Source organism: Micromonospora sp. BS32 (assembly GCF_059089345.1).
Map to the genome: position 1 here is coordinate 278,781 of NZ_JBSSHR010000004.1, position 21,380 is coordinate 300,160.

Consider the following 21,380-nt stretch of genomic DNA (forward strand, 5'->3'; position numbering starts at 1 on the left):
AGACGGAGGCGAGATGACCGAGCGGGAAGCGCTGCACGGGCTGCTCGACCGCGCCCACCACGCCCGCCCGGAGGACCTGCCCCGGCTGGCCCGGTGGGCGGCGGTCGAGCTCGGCGCCACCGACGTGGTCATCTACCTGGTCGACCACGAGCAGCGGGAACTGCTGCCGATGCGGGACGACGAGACCCCCGAGCGGGACGTGATCGCCGTGGACGGCACGCTCGCCGGCCGGGCGTACGGGTTGATGCGGTCCTTCCCGGCCGAGGGCGAGCCGGGCGCGGCCCGGCTCTGGGTGCCCCTCCTCGACGGCCTGGAACGGATGGGCGTGGTCGAGGTGATCTCCGCGGAGCCGGTGGCGGAGGAGCACTACTCCCGGTTCGAGGCGGCCGCGTCGCTCCTCGCCGAGCTCATCGTCACCCGGGCGCTCTACAGCGACACCGTCGAACGGGTCCGTCGGCGGGCGCCGATGCGGCTGGCCGCCGAGATGCTCCGCGCCCAGCTGCCGCCACTGACCTTCTCCACCGGCCGGATGACCATCAGCGGAGTGCTCGAGCCCAGCTACGACGTCGGCGGCGACGCCTTCGACTACGCGGTCAACTCCGACACCGCCCACCTCGCGCTCTTCGACGCGGTCGGGCACGGCTCGCAGGGCGGAATGCGGGCGGTGGTGCTGGCCAGTCTGGCGCTGGCCGCGTACCGCAACGCCCGGCGGGGCGACATGGACCTGGCCGCCACCTACCACCACATCGACAACACCGTACGGGAGCACGACCGGCGCGGCCTGATCACCGGCGTGCTCGCCGAACTCGACCAGCGCACCGGCCGGCTGCGGGTAATCTCCGCCGGGCACCCGAGCGGGCTGGTGCTGCGCCGGGGAAAGGTCGCCAGTGTGCTGCCCACCCCCACGGCGCTGCCGGTCACCCTCGGCGACATCCGGGCCCCGGTGGTGATCGAGGAGGCGCTGGAGCCCGGCGACGACGTCCTCTTCTACACCGACGGGATCATCGAGGCGCGCTCCGCCGAGGGTGAACCGTTCGGCGTCGACCGGCTGGTCGACTTCACCGCGAAGGCACTCGCCGACGACCTGCCGCTGCCGGAGACCGCCCGGCGACTGGTGCACGCCATCCTCGCGTACCAGGACGACGAGCTGCGCGACGACGCGACCGTGCTGCTGGTCCGCTGGCAGGGCCCGCCGGACTGACCCTCAGCGCTCCTGGCTGGTCGCCTGCGCCGGGGTGTCACTCCAGACGGCCTTCGCGCCGGACTCGCCGACCCGGTACACCTGCACCAGGTTGGCCACCCCGATCAGCACGGCCAGCACCGCGACCACCACACCCAGCGCGCCCGGCCGGGACGACCCGGGCTGGCCGGTCGGGCGGGCGGCCCGCCGGTGCAGCCAGAACAGGGCGACCGCGACGGCCAGCAGCGGCAGGGCGAACCAGAGCACGGTGTCGCCGAGTTCGGCGTGCCGGCCCGGGTCGCCGACCCGGCGCTCCAGGGTCTCGCCGCTCTCGGTGGCCAGCGGGATCGCCGCGGTGGCCAGCGCCGCCACCAGCACCACGAGGAGACCGAAGCGTCCCCGCCAGGACGGCCGGACGGCGAGGGCGATCACGCCGAGCGCGGCCAGGGGCAGCAGTACGACCACGGCGTGGACCACGAGCGGGTGCACGGGCAGGCCGTTGACGGTGTCGGGCACGTTCTCTCCTCGGTGTCGGTCCTTGGAACTCCGCGGCCACCGTGCCCACCGTTCCTTGCGAATTTCTTGCGCCTCCCTCAGGCGGCCGGCAGCACCAGGGTGAACGTCGCGCCCTCGCCCGGCGCCCCGGCCACCTCGACCGATCCGTGGTGTGCCCGCGCGACGTGCTGCACCAACGCAAGGCCCAGCCCGAAGCGGCGACCGGCACCGGAGCGCCCGTGCGCGAAACGGTCGAAGAGCCGGTCCGTGTCGGCCGGGTCCAGCCCCACCCCGTCGTCGGCCACCTCGGCCCGCACCCGGCCGCCCTCGGCGCGCACGCTGACCCGTACGTGGCCGCCGGCGGGGACGTGGCCGACCGCGTTGTCCACCAGGGCGGTCACCGCCCGTCGCAGCGCGATACGCGTCCCGCGCACCTCGGCCGGCCCGTCGGCGGCCAGCACCAGCTCGACCTGCCGCCCCCGCGTGGACAGGGACATGCTGGTCACCACCTCGCGGGCGATCCCGGCCAGGTCCACCACGGCCTCCGGGAGCGGCTGGTGCTCGGCCGCCGCCGAGACGAGCAGATCCTCCACCACCTCGCCGAGGGCCCGGGTCTCGGTCACCAGCTGGTCCAGCTGGTCGGTGAGCCGCCCCGCCGGCTCGGTACGCCCCTTCCGGGCCAGCAGCTGCGCCCGGGTGTGCAGCACAGTCAGCGGGGTGCGCAGCTCGTGCGAGGCGTCGGCGACGAAGCGGCGCTGCAGGGTCAGCGCGGCGGCCAGCGGGGCCACCGCCCGACGGGCCAGCAACGCGGCCGCCACCAGCGCGCCGGCCAGCCCGGCCAGCTCGGCCAGGAGCAGCACGCCGACCAGCTGGTTGCGTTCCCGGCGCAGCGGTCGCAGATCGGCGGCCACGGCCCACCGGCTGCCGTCGGGGTGCCGTCCGACGAGCACCCGGACCGGCCGGTCGTCACCCGCCGTGGCGTCGAACCGGCCGGGCGGCCGGCCCAGCGCCGGAACGAGCACCCCGGCCAGGGCCCCGGGGGCGCCCGGGGTCAGCTCGGTGCCGCCGCCCGGCCGGTCCCGGGCCAGGTACTGGCCGGGCGGCGGGTCGTCGACGTCCTCCGCCGCGACGAGGACCCGGCCCAGCTCGTCGTCGAGGGCCTGGGACTGCTGACGGCTGGTCAGCACGAACATCAACGCGCCGACCAGCAGCAGGACGACGCCGATCGCGCCGGCGGTCTGGGCGACAGTGCGCCGGCGGGCCCGGATCAGCCGCGTCTCGTCCACCGGCGTCAGGCCGTACCGAGCCGGTAGCCGAGCCCGTGCACCGTACGGACGGTGTCCCGGCCGAGCTTGCGGCGCAGGTGGTGCACGCAGGCGTCGACGGTGCCCGGCGCGTCGGCGCCGGTGAACGCGGCCCGGAGCAGCTCCTCGCGGGTGAACACCCGGGTGGGCCGCCCGGCCAGCGCGCGCAGCACCGCGAACTCGCGGGCGGAGAGCGGGATCTCGTCGGCCCCGTCGAGCACCCGGCGGTTGGTGACGTCGAGGCGGCGGCTGCCCAGCGGCAGCCAGTGCGCGGCGTCGGGGTGGCGCCGGCGCAGGGCGCGCAGCCGGGCCAGCAGCTCCGGCACCTCGAACGGCTTGACCAGGTAGTCCTCCGCGCCGGCGTCGAGGCCGGCCACCCGGTCGTCGACGCCGCCCCGGGCGGTGAGCAGGAGAATCGGACAGCCCACCCCGTGCTCGCGCAGCCGGACCACGAGGTCCAGCCCGTCCAGGGCGGGCAGCCCCCGGTCGACCACCATCAGCTGGTAGTCCCGGGTCAGCCCGTGGTGCAGGCCACGGTGTCCGTCGCCGACCACGTCCACGGCGTAGCCCTCCTCGTGCAGGAGGTCGGCGAGCAGTCCGGCCAGCGCGGGATCGTCCTCGACCAGCAGGAGGCGGGGCGGGGTGCTCTCCACCCGGCCAGTATTCACCCGGCGACGGCCGCCGCCCGCGTCCGCCGCCGATCCGGGGACCCGGGGGTGACGAGCGCCCCGGATTGGCGTCCGCCGGTGGCGGGTACGGAATTGGCCAGCAACCACACCGGGAACGCCGCCGGCCTCCCGCGTAGCCAGTGGGGAGGAGATGCCGTGCCGCACGACAGCCAGTTGGACACACCTTCCGCACCGGGCGCCGAGCCGACCCTCACCTTCACCGGCCAGGTGACCCGGATCGACCCGCTCGCCGTCCGGTTGTCCCGGCTCGCCCGGGAGCTGCAGTCGGCCGGCACGGTCGAGGAGACCCTGGAGGCCGTCGCCCGGGCCGCCGCCGACACCGTGCCGGGCGCCCGGCACGCCGGCATCACCGAGCCGGCCGGACGGCGCGGCTGGCGGACCACCGCCGCCACCGACGACCTGGTACGCCAGGTGGACGACGCCCAGTACGCGACCGGCCAGGGCCCCTGCCTCACCGCCCTGGCGGAGGAGCGGCTCGTCCACCTGCCCGACACCGGCGTCGGCGGTCGGTGGCCGGAGTTCAACCCCCGGGCGTCCGGCCTCGGTGTGGGCAGCATGATGTCGGTCCGGCTCTACCTGGCCCGGGACAGCTTCGGCGCGCTCAACATGTACGCCCCGATGCCGCACGCGTTCGACGCCGAGTCGGAGGGGATCGGGCTGCTGCTCGCCACCCATGCCGCCGTCGCGATCGGCGATGCGCGCCGGGTCGCCCAGCTGAACCGGGCGCTGGACGTGCGGGACCTGATCGGCCAGGCCAAGGGGATCCTGATGGAACGGCACCGGCTCACCGGCGAGCAGGCGTTCGGGCGGCTGGTGGCGGCGAGCCAGCGGTGCAACGTGAAGCTGGTCGAGGTGGCCCACCGGCTGGTGGAGACCGGGGAGCTGCCGGCGTCCGGGTGAGGCGGGTCAGCCGGCGCCGAGCAGTGCGGTCACGCCGGTGATCTCCAGGACCCGCAGGACGCCCGGCCGCGGGTTGGTCACGACCAGCGGGCAGTCCTGCCCGGCCGCGCGGGCGTGGGCGTTGAGCAGGACGAGGATGCCGGAGGAGTCGAGGAACCGGACCTCGTCGAGGTCGACCTCGACGACGGTGCCGGTGAGCCCGTCGAGGGCGGAGTTCAGGCCGTCCCGGAACTCTCCGGCGGTGGCCAGGTCGACCTCGCCGGCGACCCGCACCCGCAGCCGCCCGGCGTCCACTCGGACCGGGATGACCTGGAGACCCGTCGTCGACGAGGGCTGAAGGTGCGGTCCATCCGCGTGCACTTCGCTGCTCCCTGCGTCGGCCGGCCTCGTTCCCTCGTAGCAGAAGGCGGAGATCGGCTCGGGCCAGCCTAACGACACTCGCGGTGAAACGCACCTACGGTCCCCGGTCAGCCCTCCGCGGGGATCGGATCGTCGTACTCGCCGGGCGGGCCGGCGTGCGGCGCGCCGTCCACCTGCGGCCAGGCGTTGGGCAGGCAGCCGTGCAGGCCGAGGGTCTGCTGCTGCATCACCGGCGCCGGGCCGCCCGCCGCCGGGCAGCGCTCGTGACCCCGGCCGAGCCGGTGCCCCACCTCGTGGTTGAGCACGTACGACCGGTAGGTGGCCAGGTCGCCGCCGAAGCCGGGCACCCCGCGCGCCCAACGGGCCACGTTGACCACCACCCGGTCGCCGTTGCGGCAGGACGTGTAGTGGTCGGCGGGGTCGCCGCACAGCTCGCCCCGGGTGACCGGGGTGGTCAGCATCACGGTGAAGTCGGCCGGGGTGTCCGGGCCGACCCGTTGCAGCCGCCACCGGCCGTCGGCCGTCCAGCCCCGCCGGTCGGCCAGCACCACGGCGACCTCCCGGCCGAACCGTTCCACGTCCACGTCGTCGATGCCGCCCTCCACCGCCACCCGGTAGCGCAGCAGCTCCCCCTCCTGGCCGGCCACCCTGCCGGTGGCGGTGGCGGTCCGCCAGGTGCCCGTACCCCGCTCGGGGTAGCGCAGCGCCGGCGGGGCGGGAGGGGCCGACGGCCCGCCGGGGACGGTGGTGGGCACGGCCGGCCCGGCGGCCGCCGCCGGGCGGCCCTTGGCCGGGTCGCGGCGGATGTCGCCGATCAGGTCGTGGACGAGGTCGCCGCCGCCCCGGCGGGCGGCCCAGGCGCCACCGGCCGCGAGGCCGACGACCAGCACCAGCGTCACGGAGAGCCCGCCGGCCCGGCGGCGCCCCCGGTGCCGGCCCCGCTCGGCCGCCCCGCTCACGGTCAGGCTCGCCACTCTCGCCTCCGTCCCGGTCGGTCGCTGCGGACAGGAGTACGGGGGCGGAGCCCGCGCGGATGAGTGATCCGGGCACCGATTCCGCACCCGGTACCGTTGGCCGGTAGACACTCCCGACGATCCGGACACCTACCGGCCGTCACCCCTCTCGGAAGGACCACCCGTGCCGGACGCCGACGCCCTCATCGCCGCCGCGATCGCGGCGGTGCGCGGCACCGACGTACGTGACGCGGAGCGGAAGCTGGACCGCCTCGTGGTCGGCACCAGCGCCACGGACGGCGCGGCGGCGATGGACGCCGCCCTGCTCGGTCGCCTGGTCGCCGCCCTGTCCCGGCTCTGGCCGCGCGGCTGGCAGCCGGTCGACGTGGCCCGGATCGTGTCTCGCCGCCTCGGCCCGCGCGCCGGCCGGCTCGTGGTGGACGCGCTCGCCGCCCAGCGTCGCGCGCAGACCGGCGAGGTGCCGCAGTGGTGGGCGGAACAGCTCGACAGCCTCGACGCCCGGATCTGGTGGGACGACGACGCCGGCTGGCTGGCCCGCTGGGCGGCCCGGGAGGGTGAGGACCGGATCACAGCGCTGCGCGACACGGTCGAGGTGCTGGCGCTGCTCGCCGGCCTGCCCCCGATCGCGGTGCTGCGCCCGCCGCCCGGCAGCGGCGCGGCGTTGGCGGTCCGGAGCGGGCCCGCCGGGCGGAGCGGGTCGCGGATGCTGGACCGGGTCCGGGCGCTGCTGGCCAAGGCCGAGTCCACCACCTTCCCCGCCGAGGCGGAGGCGCTCACCGGCAAGGCGCAGGAACTCATCGCCCGGCACAGCCTCGACCGGGCGCTGGTCGAGGCGAGCGCCGAACGCCCCGACCAGCCCGGCGGGGTCCGGCTCGGCACCGAGGCCCCGTACGCGGGGGCCAAGGCGCTGCTGGTGCAGGAGGTGGCGGCGGCGAACCGGTGCGAGGCGGTCTGGTCCGACGACCTCGGCTTCGCCACCGTGCTCGGCTTCGCGGGCGACCTGGAGGCGGTCGAGCTGCTCTACACCTCGCTGCTGCTCCAGGCCACCACCGCCATGCTGCGCGGCCGAAGCGAGCGGAAGGCGGCGGGCCGGCGCACCAAGGCGTACGACGAGTCGTTCCTCAACGCGTTCGCGCTGCGGATCGGCGAGCGGCTGCGGTCCGCGACCGAGGAGGCGAACCGGCAGGCCGCTGAGGCCGCCGGGCCGGAGCGCCTGCTCCCCGTGCTGGCCGCCCGCTCCGACGCGGTCCGCGAGCGGATGGACACCCTCTTCCCCGGGCTCACCCGGGCCCGGCTGACCGTCCGGGACGCCGAGGGCTGGCACTCCGGCACCTCCGCCGCCGACCGGGCCTCGCTCCAGGCGGGTGGGCGGCCGGCGCGGCCCGTCACCGGCCGGCGCTGAATCTGGGGGAAGATCCTCCGGTGGGGCTGTCGGATCCGCGGCGCCGGCGCCGATCCCCTCTTGAGAGGCCACGCCGTGGCCCGACCCGAGGAGCACCGTCGTGAAGTACATGTTGCTGATCTGGAACCGCCCCGGCTTCGTCGAGGGGCTCAGCGAGCAGGAGCGCACCGCCCTCTTCGGCGAGGTCGACGAGATCATGGCGGAGCTGACCGCGTCCGGGGAACTGGTCGGCGGCGAGGCGCTGGCCGACCCGGCGCAGACCCGGACGGTCCGGCTGGCCGGCGACCGGACGGAGGTAACCGACGGGCCGTTCCTGGAGAGCAAGGAGCAGTTCGCCGGCTACCTGACCGTCGACTGCGACAGCCCGGAGCGGGCCGCCGAGATCGCCGCCCGCTGGCCCGACGTCCGGATGGGCTTCGGCGTGCTGGAGGTGCGGCCGATGATGGAGCAGGCCGGGACCGAGATGTGACCAGCCGGGCGGTCGAGGACCTGCTGCGCGCCCTGGCGCCGCAGGTCCTCGGCACCCTGGTCCGCCGGCACGGCAACTTCTCCGCCTGCGAGGACGCGGTGCAGGAGGCGCTGCTCGCGGCGGCCACCCGCTGGCCGGAGCAGGGCGTGCCGGAGCACCCGCGCGGCTGGTTGCTCACCGTCGCGGGCCGGCGGCTGACCGACGAGTGGCGCAGCGAGCGGGCCCGCCGGGAGCGCGAGGCCGCGGTGGCGCTCCGCGAGCCGACGTACGCCACGGTGGCCCCGCCCGCCGACGACGCACCGTCCGGGCAGGACGACAGCCTCACCCTGCTGCTGCTCTGCTGCCATCCGGCGCTGGGCCGGTCGGCGCAGGTGGCGCTGACCCTGCGGGCGGTGGGTGGGCTGAGCACCGCGCAGATCGCCGCGGCGTACCTGGTGCCGGAGCCGACGATGAGCCAGCGGATCCGCCGCGCCAAGCAGCGGATCGAGGCGGCCGGGGCACGCTTCGCCCTGCCCTCGCCGGCCGAGCGGGACGAGCGGCTGCGCGCGGTGCTCCAGGTGCTCTACCTGATCTTCAACGAGGGCTACACCGCGTCGAGCGGCACCCAGCTGCACCGGGCCGAGCTGACCGGCGAGGCGATCCGGCTGACCCGGCAGCTGCGCCGGGCGCTGCCGGGCGACGGCGAGGTGGCCGGGCTGCTCGCGCTGATGCTCCTCACCGACGCCCACCGGGCGGCGCGAACCGGGCCGAACGGGGAGCTGGTCCCGCTGGCCGAGCAGGACCGCGGCCGGTGGGACCGGGCGGCGATCGACGAGGGGGTGGCCCTGGTGACAGAGGCGCTGACCTGGTCGCCGCCGGGGCCGTACCAGCTCCAGGCGGCGATCGCCGCGGTGCATGCCGAGGCGCCGTCGACGGCGGAGACCGACTGGCCGCAGATCGTCGCGCTCTACCGGGTGCTCGCCGCGGTCGCGCCGAACCCGGTGGTCACCCTCAACCAGGCCGCCGCGGTGGCCATGGTGGACGGCCCCCGCGCCGGGCTCGCCCTGCTCGCCCCGCTGGACGCGGACGAGCGGGTCGCCGGTCACCACCGGCTGGCCGCCGTCCGGGCCCACCTGCTGGAGCTGGCCGGGGAGGCGGACGCGGCGCGGGAGGCGTACCGGGAGGCCGCCCGGCGTACCACCAGCATGCCCGAGCGGCGGTACCTGGAACTGCGGGCCGCCCGGCTCGGTGCCGGCCGATGAGTTTCGGCGCCGCCGGAGGTCCACCCGGCATGGGAACTGTGAGCTGTCAGATCTCGATGTCGTTGGACGGGTACGTGGCCGGGCCGGAGCAGAGCCTCCAGGACCCGCTGGGTCGGGGCGGACTGCGCCTGCACGAGTGGTTCTTCCGGGTGGACAGTTGGCGGGAGCGGCACGGGCTGCCCGGCGGGGAGCGGAACGTCGACGCCGAGGTGGTCGACGAGATGACCCGGGACATCGGGGCGTACGTGATGGGCCGCGGGATGTTCGGCGGCGGTGACGGGCCGTGGGACCTGGACTGGACCGGCTGGTGGGGTGACGAACCGCCGTGGCGGACGCCGGTCTTCGTGCTCACCCACCATCCGCGCGAGCCGCTGGCCATGCGGGGCGGGACGGAGTTCCGGTTCGTCACCGACGGGGTGGAGTCGGCGCTGCGGCAGGCTCGGGAGGTGGCCGGCGACAAGGGCGTGGCGGTGGCCGGCGGGGCCAGCACGGTGCGGCAGTTCCTCGCCGCCGGCCTGCTGGACACCCTCCAGCTGCACATCGTGCCGATCATGCTCGGCTCGGGCCGGCGCCTCTTCGAGGAGGTGGGCGACCCGCGGCTGGAGCAGGTCTCGGTGGTGGCCGGCCCGACCGTCACGCACGTGACGTACCGGGTGCTCCGCCCCAGCGGCGACGGGCCGGTCAGACCCGGCAGTCGCGGCTGAGCTGCTGCGGGATGGCGACGAAGCTGGTCGCCATCCACGTCGCCGGGCTGGTCGCCTCGGCGCCCGCGTCGATCCGCTCGGCGGCGGTGGTCACCAGCTTCCTGATCCGCGGGTCCTCGGCCCGGGCGGCCTGGTCGCGGATGTCGTCGGCGAGCCGGGCCAGGGTGCCCTTGAGCTGGCCGTTGAGCTGCTCGGGGGTGAGCTGTCGGGCGTTCGCCGCCGCCGAGTCGTCGGCGATCCGCCGGCTGCCGTCGATGATCAGCTGGTCGACGGCCCGGCAGACCGAGGCGGTGTTCGCCGCGCTCACGGTGGACGGGGAGGCGCTGACGGTCGGCGCGGCGCTGGCGCTGGCGGTGGGGGTGCCGCCGGCGGTGGCGGGGGCGCTCTGCGGCTGGTCGTTCCCGGTGCTCTGGCAGCCGGCCGCGAGGGCGGCGAGGGTCACCAGGGCGAGCGTGCTGGCGGAGCTGCGGAACATCGGTTCCCCGTTCGGTGGTCGGCCGTCCGGCGGGGACGGCGTTCGTCGGCGTGGAGCGAGGCCCGGTCGCGGCCGATCACTCTCCGCTGTCCCAGCGCCGGGCGACAGCCGGGCGGGTGCCGCAGGACGGAGTGACCGGCCGGGCGCACGCCACGCCGGGCCGACGAGATGTCGGCCCGGCGTGGCGGAAAGACGTAGGTCAGCTCTTGAAGGCGTCCTTGATCTTCTCGCCGGCCTGCTTCAGGTTCGACTTGGCCTGGTCGTTACGACCCTCGGCCTCGAGGCGCTCGTCGTCGGTCGCCCGACCGAGGCCTTCCTTGACCTTGCCGGCGGTGTTCTCGGACGCGTTGTCGATCTTGTCGTCGATGCCCATGCGAACCTCCAGATAGCAGTTCCTCCGACGCCCCGGATGTACCCCCGTGCCCGATCAGGGAAACACCACCTTCGCCCACCGATCACCGAACGTGATCAGCGGAGGGTCAGGCGACCGGGCGGAACCGGCGCAGCCGCAGGCTGTTCGCCACCACAAATACCGACGAGAAGGCCATCGCCGCCCCGGCGATCATCGGGTTGAGCAACCCGCCCGCGGCCAGCGGAAGGGCGGCCACGTTGTAGGCGAAGGCCCAGAACAGGTTGCCCTTGATGATGCGCAGCGTCCGCCGGGAGAGCCGGATCGCGTCGACCGTCGCGGTCAGGTCACCCCGGACCAGGGTCAGGTCGGACGCCTCGATGGCCACATCGGTGCCGGTGCCCATGGCCAGGCCCAGGTCGGCCTGGGCGAGAGCGGCGGCGTCGTTGACCCCGTCGCCGACCATGGCCACGGTCCGCCCCTCGGCCTGGAGCCGCTTGATCACCTCCACCTTGTCGGCGGGCAGCACCTCGGCGATCACCTCGTCGATGCCCACCTCGGCGGCGACCGCCTCCGCCACGGTGGCGTTGTCGCCGGTGAGCAGCACCGGGGCCAGACCCAGCCCGCGCAGCCCGGCGATCGCCGCCCGGCTGGTCGGCTTGACCACGTCGGCGACCGCGAGGACGCCGCGGGCCCGACCGTCCCAACCGGCCACCACCGCCGTCCGGCCGGCGGCCTCCGCGCCGCTCGCCGCCCGCGCGACCTCCTCGGGTACGTCGAGACCCCGCTCCCGCAGCAGCCGGAGCCGACCGACGACCACCTCGCGGCCCTCGACGGTGCCGGCGACGCCGAGCCCCTCGACGTTGCCGAAGCCGGTGACCGGGGGCAACTCCCCCGCCTCGGCCGCGCCGGCGGCGACGGCCCGGGCGATCGGGTGCTCGGAGCCGGCCTCCAGCGCCCCGGCCAGCCGGAGCAATTCGGCGCGGTCCCCGCCGGCGGCGGGGAGCACGTCGACCAGGGCCATCCGGCCGGTGGTGACGGTGCCGGTCTTGTCCAGCACCACGGTGTCGACCTGGCGGGTGGACTCCAGCACCTCCGGCCCCTTGATCAGGATGCCGAGCTGGGCGCCGCGACCGGTACCGACCAGCAGGGCGGTCGGGGTGGCCAGGCCGAGCGCGCACGGGCAGGCGATGATCAATACGGCCACCGCGGCGGTGAACGCGGCGGTCGGGCCGGCCCCGCTCCCCAGCCACCAGCCGAGGGTGCCCACCGCCAGGGCGATCACGATCGGGACGAAGACGCCGGAGATCCGGTCGGCGAGCCGCTGCACGGCCGCCTTGCCGGTCTGCGCCTCCTCGACCAGCTTCGCCATCTGGGCGAGCTGGGTGTCGGCACCGACCCGGGTGGCGGTGACCACCAGCCGACCGCCGGCGTTCACGGTCGCGCCGACCACGGCGTCGCCCGGCCCGACCTCGACCGGCACCGACTCGCCGGTGAGCATGCTGGCGTCCACCGCCGAGGTGCCCTCGTCGACCACCCCGTCGGTGGCGATCTTCTCGCCCGGGCGGACCACGAACCGGTCCCCCACGGCGAGCTGGTCGACCGGGATCCGGACCTCGCCACCGCCGCGCAGCACCGCCACGTCCTTCGCGCCCAGTTCCAGCAGGGCGCGCAGGGCGGCGCCGGCGGTCCGCTTGGCGCGGGCCTCGAAGTAGCGGCCGGCCAGGATGAACACGGTGACCCCGGCCGCCGCCTCCAGGTAGATGTTGCCGGCGCCGTCGGTACGGGTGATGTCGAAACGGAACGGGTGGGTCATGCCGGGCATCCCGGCGTCGCCGAGGAAGAGCGCCCAGAGCGACCAGCCGAAGGCAGCCAGGGTGCCGAGCGAGACCAGGGTGTCCATGGTCGCCGCGCCGTGCCGCAGGTTGGTCCAGGCGGCCCGGTGGAACGGCAGCCCGCCGTAGCAGACGACCGGGGCGGCCAGGGTCAGCGACAGCCACTGCCAGTAGGTGAACTGCCAGGCCGGGACCATGGCCAGCAGGATCACCGGGACGGCCAGCGCGACCGACACCCACAGCCGGGTACGCAGGCCGCGCAGCTCGTCCACCGGCTCGCCGGCCGGCTGCGCCCCGGCCGCGGCGGGCGGGGGCGGCAGGACGGCGGTGTAGCCGGTCTTCTCCACCGTGGCGATCAGCTCGTCCGGGGTGACCTCGTCGGCGTACCGGACGGTGGCCTTCTCGGTGGCGTAGTTGACCGTCGCGGTCACGCCCTCCATCCGGTTGAGCTTCTTCTCGATCCGGGCGGCGCAGGACGCGCAGGTCATCCCGCCGATGGCGAGTTCGATCTGGTTCGGGGCGACCGGCAACGACTCCGCGGTCGAGGTCATCGCGTCACCTCCTGACCGGCCACCACGGTGAACTCGGCGGTGTGCACCGCGCCACCGTGGCGGAAGTCCAGGTAGAGCCGGTAGGTGCCGGCGGACGGCACCTCGGCGGAGAAGGTCACCGCCGGCCCGGCCGGGGTCCGCCCGTCGCCGGGCGCGCCCTCCGGGTGCACGTGCAGGTACGCCAGGTCGCCCTGGCGCAACGCCACCAGGTGCCCGTACGCGCCGAGGTAGGGCTCCAGGTCGGTGACGGGCCGGCCGTCCCGGCTGACGCTCAGGGTGAGCGGGCTGCTGCGCCCGGGCTGTGCGGCGCCGGCCAGGGTGACCGTGTAGCCGTCGACGGTGGTGCTGGTCGCCGCGGCCGGCAGCGGCCGGGCGTCGACCGGGCCGGGGACGGTCACGTCGACCCCGAGGGTGAGCGGCTCCCCGCCCGACGGGGTGAAGTCGGCGAAGGCCCGCCAGACGCCCGGCCCGGCCAGTGGGGAGTCGACCCGCCAGGTGCCGTCCGCGCCCAGTTCGGGGTGGACGTGCCGGAAGCCGGAGAGGTCGCGGCGGGCGACGATCAGGTGCATCCGCTTGTCGTGCGCCACGTCGTAGTGGGTGACCGGCGCGCCGTCCGGGCCGGTGACCCGGAAGGCGAACTGCCCGGTCGGGGCGGCCAGCGGTTGCAGGGTGTAGCCCCGGTCGGAGACGAGCAGGCCGCCGGGCAGGCCGACGTCGGCCGCGCCGTCGTGGCCGCCCTGGGGATCGGCGCCGTGGGAGTCGGTGGCGTGGGAGTCGGTGGCGGAGTGGGAGTCGCCGGTGGCGGGGGCGTGTCGGGTCTCGGCCGCCGGGGTGACGGGGCCGGCCAGCTGGCCGGCCCCGTACGCCGTGCCGAACACCGCCGCGAGGCCGAGCGCGAAGCCGCTCAGCTTGGTCGCCGTGTTCATCGTGGTACCTCGGTTCTCGGGTTGGTGACCCGTCACGCCTCGACGAGGTCGTACCCGGCCTCGTCGACCGCGGCGCGCACGGAGTCGGTGTCCATCGGGCTCTCGCTGCTGACGGTGACCCGGCCGGTGGCCAGGTCGACCTGGACGTCCTTGACGCCCTCGATCGCGCCCACCTCGGTGCTCACCGAGTTGACGCAGTGCCCGCAGGTCATGCCCTGCACCTGGTACGTGGTGGTGACCATGGCAGTTCTCCTCTCCCTGTAGCCGATCCTATACCCCCCAGGGGTAGCTCGCCCAGTGACCGTAGCATACCCCCCAGGGGTAGGCTATCCTTGTCGTCATGACCACACCGAGCACCCCGACCCGGGGCTACACCGCCAGCAAGGACCAGCTGCTCGCACGGCTGCGCCGCGTCGAGGGGCAGGTCCGCGGCATCGAGAAGATGGTCGAGGACGACCGGTACTGCATCGACGTACTCACCCAGATCTCGGCCATCCAGGCCGCCCTGGACAAGGTCGCCCTCGGCCTGCTCGACGGGCACGCCCGGCACTGCATGCGCGAGGGCGCCGCGGAGGGCCGCCCCGACGAGATGGCCAGCGAGATGATGGCCGCCGTCGGCCGCCTGATGAAGCGCGGCTGACCGGTCGGGGGCACCCGGCGGCACCCCCGACCGGGCGCTCAGAGCCGGGCGAGGATCTTGTTCATCGTCTCGATCTCGCCCTGCTGGGCGGTGACGATCTGCTGGGCCATGGCCTTCGCGTCGGCGTTGACGCCGTTCGCGATCTCCTCCTTCGCCATGGTGATCGCCCCCTGGTGGTGAGCGATCATCATGGTCAGGAACTGACGGTCGAACTCCCGACCGGAGGCGCCCGCCAGCTTCGCCATGTCGGCCTCGGACATCATCCCGGGCATGCCGTGGTCCATGCCCGGCATGTGCCCGCCCGCCGGGCTCGCCGACGGGACCGGACGCCCCCAGGCGGTGAGCCAGCCGGTCATCGTGGCGATCTCCGGCGCCTGGGCGGCCTTGATCTGCGCCGCGAGCTGCTTGACCTCAGGGTCCTGCGCCCTGGTCCCGGCCAGCTCCGACATCTGCACCGCCTGCTGGTGGTGCGGGATCATCATCTGGGCGAACATCGCGTCGGCGTCGCCGAAGCCGACGGACGCGCTCGCCGACGGGGCGCCGGTGGTCCCCATCCCCGGCATGTCGTGGCCGGAACCGGCCTGGTGGTCGTCGCCGCCGCAAGCGGCCAGGGCGAGAGCGGCGGTCAGGGTGACGCCGGCCAGAGCGGCACGACGCGCGTTGGTACGGGTGAACACGATCAGGTCCTTTCGGTGTCGACAGCTACGCAACGGACGGCGGACGCGGCACAGCCGCGTCGGGCCCTCCTACGTGCGCAGCACCGACACCGTGGCGAGCCGGAGCCCGAGCGGGCGGCCCGGCGGGGCGCGCGGCCCCGGCGAGGGCCGGAACGGGCGGCGGTCCCCGACGGCGGGCCGGGTCCAGCCGAGCAGCAGCGCCGCCAGCAGCATCGTCACCGCGAGAGCGCCGATCACCGCCAGGCAGACGGTCCACAGGTCCGGGTGACCGCCGGCGTCACCGGCCGGTGACGCCACCGCCCCGGCGCAGTGGTCACCGACGCAGTCGCCGACCGCAGTCGCGCCCTCGGCGCTCGCGCCGCGGCTGACCAGGTGGTCCTCATCGGCGTGCGCGCCGTAGACCGACGGGTAGCCCCCATCGGCGTGCGCGACGTGGGCCACCGGGTAGGCGCCATCGGCGTGCGCGACGTGGGCCATTGGGTGGGCGCCCTCGGCGTGCGTGCCATGGCCGATGGTGTGCATGGCGGCCAGGCCGAGCAGGGTGCAGGCGAGCAGCAGCAGCCGGGCCCACCACCCGGTCTCCGCCAGCGTCGCCGTCCGCACCCCACCACGCTAGCCGACGCCTCCTCCGGCAGCGGCGGACCCGGACGGGACCGGTCCGAGTCGAGCCACCCGCGACGGTCCTGGCTACCATTCGGCGACGATGACCCGCCGCCCACCGCCACCGTCGCCCCGCGCACCGCGCCGGGGCGGGCGCCCGTGGGCGGCGTCCCGCGGGCGGCCGCGGCGCCGCTCGCCGTACGTGGCGACGCCGGCACGACAAGGCGACACTCCGGTACGTGTCCCGGTGTACGGGTCCCGCCGTTGAACCGACCGGCTGGCTGACACGTACCCCGCCCCGGACCGTCAGGAGACTCGCCATGGGCGCCGACCACACCCGTCCCGCTCCGTCCACCCCACCCCGGGTGCGACGGATCCTCGTCGCGACGGTGGTACCGCTCTTCGTCATCACGGTCGTCGCCGCGCTGGCGCTCTGGCCACGGGACGTCCGGGAGCAGGACCGGGGTGGTGACGTGCCGCGCTACCACGGCACGGTGGCCCGGGTGGTGAGCGAGCCGTGCCCACCGACCCCGGAGGTCCCTGAGGGGACGCCGGGGATGGCCACCGGGCCGTGCGGCACGGTGACCGTCAGCGTCGAGCAGGGCCCGGACGCCGGGAAACTGGTCCAGACCCCGATGCCGGCCGGGCCGGGGGCCCCCACGGTGGCGGTCGGCGACGAGATCGTGCTGGTCAAGCTCACCGATCCGGCGGACCCGACGGCCAGCAGCTACAACATCGCCGAGCACCAGCGGGGCAAGCCGCTGCTCTGGCTGGTGGCGCTCTTCGCGGCGGCGATCGTGGCGTTCGGCCGGCTGCGCGGGCTGGCGGCGCTGGCCGGCCTGGCCGCCAGCTTCGCGATCCTGCTGGCCTTCGTCGTCCCCGGCATCTCGGCGGGCGGTTCACCGCTGCTGATCGCGATCACCGGCTCCGCGCTGATCATGTTCGTGGTGCTGTACCTGACCCACGGGATCACCGCGCAGACCTCGGTCGCGGTGCTCGGCACGCTGGGCAGTCTGGTGCTGACCGGCGTGCTCGGCAGCCTCGCCACCGCCGCCACCCACCTGACCGGGTTCGGCAGCGAGGAGGCCACCACGCTGTCGATGTACCAGCGCGACGTGGACCTGCACGGCCTGCTCCTCGCCGGCATCATCATCGGCTCGCTGGGCGTGCTGGACGACGTCACCGTCACCCAGGCGGCCACCGTGACCGAGCTGGCCCACGCCAACCCGGGGTTGTCGCGGTTGCAGCTCTACCGGGCGGCCACCCGCGTCGGTCGCGCGCACATCGCCTCCACGGTCAACACCATCGTGCTGGCGTACGCCGGCGCCTCGCTGCCGCTGCTGCTCCTGCTGACCGTGGACAGCCGGTCGGTGAGTGAGATCCTCACCAGCGAGTTCCTGGCTCAGGAGATCGTCCGCAGTGCGGTGGCGACGCTCGGCCTGGTGGCCGCCGTACCGCTGACCACCGGCCTGGCCGCGCTCGTCACCACCGCCGGCCGCGGGCCCGCCGGGGACACCGCGGCGGCGAGTGGCCCGGCGCCCACCCCTCGTCCCCCGGCCGACCGTGACTCGGCGCTCGAGGCGCTGAGCGCGCCACGGCACGCCGGCCCGTCCACCCCGGCCCCGGCTCGGTGGCCCGACCCGGAAAGGAGCACGGACACCGCATGGTGAGACTCCGCTGCGTGACCAACGACGACCCCCCGGCTGATAACCGCGTCACTGGTCACGGAACGCCATTGCGAAATAACGCTTTTAGTCGGGTTCTGGACGTAGCTCCCCGGTACTCCTCTCGGGTAACCTCGCTGCCGGTCACCGCCGAAGGCGCGCACCGGCGCCTGCGGGACCACCGCCCAATCGCCGCAAGGCGAGCCGGGGAACCAGGTACCTGGGGTGCATCCGCGACAGCGGTAGGGGCCACTTCCGTCCCGAACCCGTCAGCTAACCCGGTCGGCGGTCGACGGAAGGGAACACTGTGACGGCACCTCTGCGCCGCTGGTTGACACCGGCGGTGGCCGTGCTCGCCGCCCTGGCCATCCTCGCCGGGCCGGCCGCCCCCGCGCTGGCCGCACCCTCGACCCCGACCCCGTCGGGGCACGAGGAGGACGCCGAGCCGAAGTTGCTGACCGACGTCATCGAGCTGCGCAACCGTGAGTACACCAAGGCGAAGTCGCAGCTGGAGAAGTCGAAGAAGCGCCAACTCCAGCTCGCGCTCGAGGTACGCCGCGCCGAGGACGAGCTGACGGCGCTGCGGCCGCAGGTGAGCCAGATCGCCGCGCAGTCCTACCGGACCGGCCGGATCGGCGCGGTGGCGATGCTGCTGGAGAGCGACGCCCCGGACTCGTTCGTCAGGCGCGCGTCCGCGCTGGACGAGCTGAACATGGTCAACGCGGAGAAGCTCAGCAGGGTCACCGCCGCCAGGAACCGTGCCCAGCAGGCCAAGCTGGCGCTCGACGGTGAGGTGCGCGAGCAGCAGAGGCTCGCCAACGCCATGGCCCGGGAGAGCCGGGAGGCGGAGAAGGCACTGGCGCTGGTCGGTGGCGAGGGCTTCACCGGCGGCCTGGTCGACGCGAAGTCGCCGGTGGCCCGGATCGGGCCGGGCCGGACGTCGGACGGCGGCTGGCTGCCCGAGTCGCGCACCGAGAACGACCCGACCACCTCGGGCATGATCACGCCGCGCACCCTGCACGCCTACAACGAGGTCCGTCGGGCGGGCTTCAAGCGGTTCGCCGGCTGCTACCGGCCGGGCGGGCCGTGGGAGCACCCCAAGGGCCGGGCCTGCGACTGGTCGCTGCAGAACAGCGGGTTCGCCCCCTGGCACAACAACGACACCCGGATGTACGGCAACAACCTCGCCGCGTTCCTGATCCGCAACGCGGACCGGCTCGGCATCTACTACGTCATCTGGAACCGGCAGATCTGGTTCCCGGCGACCGGGTGGAGGTCGTACAGCGGGCCGTCGAACCACACCGACCACGTGCACATGTCGCTGCTGTAGGCGCGCCGGGTGTCACCGAGGGCCGTCCCGCCGGGTGCGGGGCGGCCCTCGTCGCGTACCCCGGGTCGGTCAGTGGGCGACGGCGGCCGCGCGGCCGCCGCGGCCGGTCTGGGCGGGGGCCGTGGCGGCCGGCACCGCGGCCACCGTGCGCACCTCGCCCGCGGACAACCGGTACGACATGCCGACCACCGCGCACCGCCCGGCGGCCACCTCGGTGGCCAGCGCCGCGGAGCTGGCGAGCAAATTCTCCACGGTGTGCGCGATGTGGATGTCGACGATCCCGTCGATGTCGTCGACGCCCTCGCGGGCCGCCCGGAGCAGGCTGGGCGCGACGGCGTCCACCACCGCCCGGAGGTGACCCGCCGGCGATGAGCCGGTACGGGCGGCGTCCCGGGCGGCCTGGACCGCGCCGCAGGAGTCGTGCCCGAGCACCACCACGAGCGGCGTGCCGAGGATGGTCACCGCGTACTCGACGCTGCCCAGCACCTCGGGGCCGGCGGTGTGCCCAGCGGTGCGGACCACGAAGAGGTCGCCGAGCCCGCGGTCGAAGATGATCTCGGCGGCGAGCCGGGAGTCGGAGCAGCCGACGATCACGGCGAACGGGTCCTGCCCGTCCGCGACCGCCGTCCGGTGACCGGCGTCCTGGTTGGGGTGGCGCGGCGCACCGGTGACGAAGCGGCGGTTTCCGGCGTGCAACTCGGCGAGCGCCTGGGTCGGAGTGGTCGGGGCCATTGCCTCACCTCGGTCCGTGATCGGCCTGGTCAACCCGGCCGGCGACGGAGGCGGCCGAACACCCACGGTCACACGCACTCCAACCTACGTCAAGATATACGTGATTAAGATTTCTGCCTTTCGTCGGGATCGGCCCGCTGCGGGGCAACGGCCGTACCTCGGGCGGAGGCCAGGGCCGAAAACCCGAACGGCAGGTCATACGATGTCGGGCATGGCGACCACAGCGAACCAGAACGGGAGCACCCGCACCTGGACGTTCCTCACCAACCACGGGCACGTGCTGCTCGCCATCGCGCGTAACCCCACCGCCCGGCTGCGCGACGTCGCCGACGAGGTGGGGGTGACCGAGCGGGCCGCCCAGGCGATCGTCGCCGACCTGGAGGCCGGCGGCTACCTGCACCGCACCCGGGTCGGCCGGCGCAACGAATACACGGTCAACCCCAGCGGCCACTTCAGACACCCGGCCGAGGCGGACCGCCAGGTCGGCGACCTCCTCTCCCTCTTCACCAGCGCGCCGACCGACGCCGACTCCTGAGCGCCCGCCACATCCGGGCCCGCCCGTCACCCCGGCACCGGGCCCGCGACGGTAATCTCACCGCGTGCGTAAGAGCTTCCGGCCGGGCGGGACGGCGGTGACCGGGCCCGCCGGGCGTACCACTCGGACGGTCCTCGGTGGAATGCTGGCGGCCCTGCTCGCCACCCCCCTCGTTCCCGGCCCGCCCGCCGGCGCGGCACCGGCCTGCGCCCCCCGGCCCGGCGGGGCCGCCCCCACCGAGACGCCGTGGGCGCTGCGCCGGCTCGACCCCGCCTCGGCCTGGCGGATCAGCCACGGCGAGCGGGTCACCGTGGCCGTCATCGACTCCGGCGTGTCGCCGGACCACCCGCTCCTCGCCGGCCAGGTCGCCGAGGGGCGCGACTTCAACGGCCTGCCCGCGATGAAGGGCCGGTGCGACCTCGCCGGCCACGGCACGGTCGTCGCCGGCATCATCGCCGGCCGGGAGGGCACCGGCGCGCCGTACAGCGGCATCGCCCCCGCCGCCCGGATCCTGCCGGTCCGGGTGCTGCCGGACGCGAAGGAGTCCACCGACCGCGCACTGCCGGTGCAGATCGGCCAGGCGATCCGCTGGGCGGTCGACCAGGACGTCCAGGTGATCAACCTGTCGCTGGCCACGTTCAACCGACCGGAACTGGCCGAGGCCGTCGACTACGCCCTGGCCAAGGGCGTGGTCGTGGTGGCCGCCGCCGGCAACCGCGACCAGGAGGGCTCGGACCGGCCCCGCTACCCGGCCGCGTACCCGGGGGTCATCGCCGTCGCCGGGGTCGACGTGCAGGGCGGCCACGTGGGCAGCTCGGTCAGCGGCGACTACGTCGATGTCGCCGCCCCCGGGCTGGACATCGTCGGCCCCGCCCCGAGCGGGTCCGGCTACCTCGCCGAACCGCAGGGCGGCACCAGCTTCGCCGCCGCGTACGTCTCCGGGGTGGTGGCGCTGCTCCGCTCCGCCCGCCCCGACCTCACCCCGGAACAGGTGGCCTACCGGATCACCCGGACGGCCGACAACCCGCCCGAGGGGCGTAACTCCGAGGTCGGGTACGGCGTGGTCAACCCGTACCGGGCGCTGACCAGCCTGCTCGGTACGCGCACCGACCCGCCCGCCGGGGCGATGACGGCGCCCGCACCGGCCCGGGACCCGCTGGCCGGGCAGCGCACCGTGGCGCTCTGGGCCGCCGGGATCGGCGCCGTGCTCACCGCGGCGCTGCTCGCCGCCCGGCCGATCCTGATCCGCGGCCGGCGGCGCGGCTGGCGCCCCGGACGCCGCACCGAACCCGCCTGACCCGCCTGGAGACGGACGAGCGTCGCCCACCACTGTGGACGGCGCCCGTCG

General features: G+C 74.9%; 24 protein-coding genes and 1 riboswitch. Of the genes, 11 read left to right on the forward strand and 13 right to left on the reverse strand.

Features of this window, described 5'->3' with window-relative positions; translation table 11 throughout:
* Positions 1–13: 13 nt before the first annotated feature.
* Positions 14–1,201 carry a PP2C family protein-serine/threonine phosphatase gene (locus AC5RWQ_RS08990; protein ID WP_494282258.1) on the forward strand — a complete coding sequence of 396 codons (1,188 nt, stop codon included), beginning with the start codon at positions 14–16 and terminating at the stop codon, positions 1,199–1,201.
* A gap of 3 nt (positions 1,202–1,204) precedes the next feature.
* Here the strand turns inward: AC5RWQ_RS08990 and AC5RWQ_RS08995 are convergent, their stop codons facing one another.
* From AC5RWQ_RS08995 to AC5RWQ_RS09005, 3 genes are all read right to left on the reverse strand, one after another.
* Entirely contained in the window at positions 1,205–1,696 is a 492-nt protein-coding gene (locus tag AC5RWQ_RS08995; protein ID WP_494282259.1) for a DUF2231 domain-containing protein, read from the reverse strand.
* A 77-nt stretch (positions 1,697–1,773) separates the two neighbouring features.
* A complete protein-coding gene (locus AC5RWQ_RS09000) occupies positions 1,774–2,961 on the reverse strand; it encodes a sensor histidine kinase (RefSeq protein WP_494282260.1) in 1,188 nt (395 codons plus the stop codon).
* A gap of 5 nt (positions 2,962–2,966) precedes the next feature.
* Positions 2,967–3,632: a response regulator transcription factor gene (locus AC5RWQ_RS09005; RefSeq protein ID WP_494282261.1), complete on the reverse strand. Its 666-nt coding sequence runs from the start codon at positions 3,630–3,632 to the stop codon at positions 2,967–2,969.
* A gap of 171 nt (positions 3,633–3,803) precedes the next feature.
* On the opposite strand from AC5RWQ_RS09005, the gene AC5RWQ_RS09010 reads away from it, so the two are divergent.
* Positions 3,804–4,568, forward strand: a complete 765-nt coding sequence (locus tag AC5RWQ_RS09010) for a GAF and ANTAR domain-containing protein (RefSeq protein WP_494282262.1) — start codon at positions 3,804–3,806, stop codon at positions 4,566–4,568.
* Between the two features lie 6 nt (positions 4,569–4,574).
* On the opposite strand, the gene AC5RWQ_RS09015 is transcribed toward AC5RWQ_RS09010, so the two are convergent.
* Positions 4,575–4,928, reverse strand: coding sequence for an STAS domain-containing protein (locus AC5RWQ_RS09015; protein ID WP_494282263.1), 354 nt, complete (start codon positions 4,926–4,928; stop codon positions 4,575–4,577).
* 107 nt (positions 4,929–5,035) lie between these two features.
* Positions 5,036–5,902: a DUF3152 domain-containing protein gene (locus AC5RWQ_RS09020; RefSeq protein WP_494282264.1), complete on the reverse strand. Its 867-nt coding sequence runs from the start codon at positions 5,900–5,902 to the stop codon at positions 5,036–5,038.
* Positions 5,903–6,065: 163 nt separating this feature from the next.
* On the opposite strand from AC5RWQ_RS09020, the gene AC5RWQ_RS09025 reads away from it, so the two are divergent.
* The 4 genes from AC5RWQ_RS09025 to AC5RWQ_RS09040 all read left to right on the forward strand — a co-directional run bounded on the left by AC5RWQ_RS09025 (position 6,066) and on the right by AC5RWQ_RS09040 (position 9,718).
* Positions 6,066–7,304, forward strand: a complete 1,239-nt coding sequence (locus AC5RWQ_RS09025; protein ID WP_494282265.1) for a DUF2786 domain-containing protein — start codon at positions 6,066–6,068, stop codon at positions 7,302–7,304.
* A gap of 109 nt (positions 7,305–7,413) precedes the next feature.
* Positions 7,414–7,773: a YciI family protein gene (locus AC5RWQ_RS09030; protein ID WP_334488780.1), complete on the forward strand. Its 360-nt coding sequence runs from the start codon at positions 7,414–7,416 to the stop codon at positions 7,771–7,773.
* Positions 7,770–9,014: an RNA polymerase sigma factor gene (locus AC5RWQ_RS09035; protein ID WP_494282266.1), complete on the forward strand. Its 1,245-nt coding sequence runs from the start codon at positions 7,770–7,772 to the stop codon at positions 9,012–9,014. Before AC5RWQ_RS09030 ends, AC5RWQ_RS09035 begins: the two co-directional genes overlap by 4 nt.
* 29 nt (positions 9,015–9,043) lie before the next feature.
* On the forward strand, positions 9,044–9,718 hold the full coding sequence (locus AC5RWQ_RS09040) for a dihydrofolate reductase family protein (protein WP_494282267.1): 675 nt from the start codon (positions 9,044–9,046) through the stop codon (positions 9,716–9,718).
* Here the strand turns inward: AC5RWQ_RS09040 and AC5RWQ_RS09045 are convergent.
* The 5 genes from AC5RWQ_RS09045 to AC5RWQ_RS09065 form a co-directional block, all read right to left on the reverse strand.
* Positions 9,696–10,193: a hypothetical protein gene (locus AC5RWQ_RS09045; RefSeq protein ID WP_494282268.1), complete on the reverse strand. Its 498-nt coding sequence runs from the start codon at positions 10,191–10,193 to the stop codon at positions 9,696–9,698. The genes AC5RWQ_RS09040 and AC5RWQ_RS09045 overlap by 23 nt on opposite strands.
* Positions 10,194–10,392: 199 nt before the next feature.
* Positions 10,393–10,566, reverse strand: a complete 174-nt coding sequence (locus tag AC5RWQ_RS09050) for a CsbD family protein (RefSeq protein ID WP_334488739.1) — start codon at positions 10,564–10,566, stop codon at positions 10,393–10,395.
* Positions 10,567–10,672: 106 nt separating this feature from the next.
* Positions 10,673–12,928, reverse strand: coding sequence for a heavy metal translocating P-type ATPase (locus AC5RWQ_RS09055; protein WP_494282269.1), 2,256 nt, complete (start codon positions 12,926–12,928; stop codon positions 10,673–10,675).
* Positions 12,925–13,854: a DUF8832 domain-containing protein gene (locus AC5RWQ_RS09060; protein WP_494282270.1), complete on the reverse strand. Its 930-nt coding sequence runs from the start codon at positions 13,852–13,854 to the stop codon at positions 12,925–12,927. The genes AC5RWQ_RS09055 and AC5RWQ_RS09060 overlap by 4 nt, the downstream gene beginning before the upstream one ends.
* 32 nt (positions 13,855–13,886) lie before the next feature.
* Positions 13,887–14,096 carry a heavy-metal-associated domain-containing protein gene (locus AC5RWQ_RS09065; RefSeq protein ID WP_494282271.1) on the reverse strand — a complete coding sequence of 70 codons (210 nt, stop codon included), beginning with the start codon at positions 14,094–14,096 and terminating at the stop codon, positions 13,887–13,889.
* Positions 14,097–14,194: 98 nt separating this feature from the next.
* Here AC5RWQ_RS09065 and AC5RWQ_RS09070 point away from each other — a divergent pair, with 98 nt between their 5' ends.
* The gene (locus AC5RWQ_RS09070) at positions 14,195–14,494 is read left to right on the forward strand and encodes a metal-sensitive transcriptional regulator (protein WP_494282272.1); all 300 of its coding nucleotides are present in this window, start codon (positions 14,195–14,197) and stop codon (positions 14,492–14,494) included.
* 38 nt (positions 14,495–14,532) lie between these two features.
* Here AC5RWQ_RS09070 and AC5RWQ_RS09075 read toward each other — a convergent pair whose 3' ends face one another.
* Both AC5RWQ_RS09075 and AC5RWQ_RS09080 read right to left on the reverse strand, forming a co-directional pair.
* Entirely contained in the window at positions 14,533–15,171 is a 639-nt protein-coding gene (locus tag AC5RWQ_RS09075; protein ID WP_494282273.1) for a DUF305 domain-containing protein, read from the reverse strand.
* Between the two features lie 69 nt (positions 15,172–15,240).
* Positions 15,241–15,774: a hypothetical protein gene (locus tag AC5RWQ_RS09080; RefSeq protein WP_494282274.1), complete on the reverse strand. Its 534-nt coding sequence runs from the start codon at positions 15,772–15,774 to the stop codon at positions 15,241–15,243.
* 317 nt (positions 15,775–16,091) lie between these two features.
* On the opposite strand from AC5RWQ_RS09080, the gene AC5RWQ_RS09085 reads away from it, so the two are divergent.
* Both AC5RWQ_RS09085 and AC5RWQ_RS09090 read left to right on the forward strand, forming a co-directional pair.
* Positions 16,092–17,441 (forward strand): YibE/F family protein, encoded by a 1,350-nt coding sequence (locus AC5RWQ_RS09085; protein ID WP_494282275.1) that lies wholly within the window; start codon positions 16,092–16,094, stop codon positions 17,439–17,441.
* Positions 17,442–17,607: 166 nt separating this feature from the next.
* Positions 17,608–17,738, forward strand: a riboswitch (cyclic di-AMP (ydaO/yuaA leader).
* 4 nt (positions 17,739–17,742) lie between these two features.
* The gene (locus AC5RWQ_RS09090) at positions 17,743–18,765 is read left to right on the forward strand and encodes a coiled-coil domain-containing protein (RefSeq protein ID WP_494282276.1); all 1,023 of its coding nucleotides are present in this window, start codon (positions 17,743–17,745) and stop codon (positions 18,763–18,765) included.
* Between the two features lie 69 nt (positions 18,766–18,834).
* Here AC5RWQ_RS09090 and AC5RWQ_RS09095 read toward each other — a convergent pair whose 3' ends face one another.
* A complete protein-coding gene (locus AC5RWQ_RS09095) occupies positions 18,835–19,497 on the reverse strand; it encodes a carbonic anhydrase (RefSeq protein ID WP_494282277.1) in 663 nt (220 codons plus the stop codon).
* Positions 19,498–19,699: 202 nt separating this feature from the next.
* On the opposite strand from AC5RWQ_RS09095, the gene AC5RWQ_RS09100 reads away from it, so the two are divergent.
* Both AC5RWQ_RS09100 and mycP read left to right on the forward strand, forming a co-directional pair.
* Positions 19,700–20,032: a helix-turn-helix transcriptional regulator gene (locus AC5RWQ_RS09100; RefSeq protein ID WP_494282278.1), complete on the forward strand. Its 333-nt coding sequence runs from the start codon at positions 19,700–19,702 to the stop codon at positions 20,030–20,032.
* Positions 20,033–20,096: 64 nt separating this feature from the next.
* A complete protein-coding gene (gene mycP / locus AC5RWQ_RS09105) occupies positions 20,097–21,329 on the forward strand; it encodes a type VII secretion-associated serine protease mycosin (RefSeq protein WP_494282279.1) in 1,233 nt (410 codons plus the stop codon).
* The last annotated feature ends 51 nt before the right edge of the window (positions 21,330–21,380 follow it).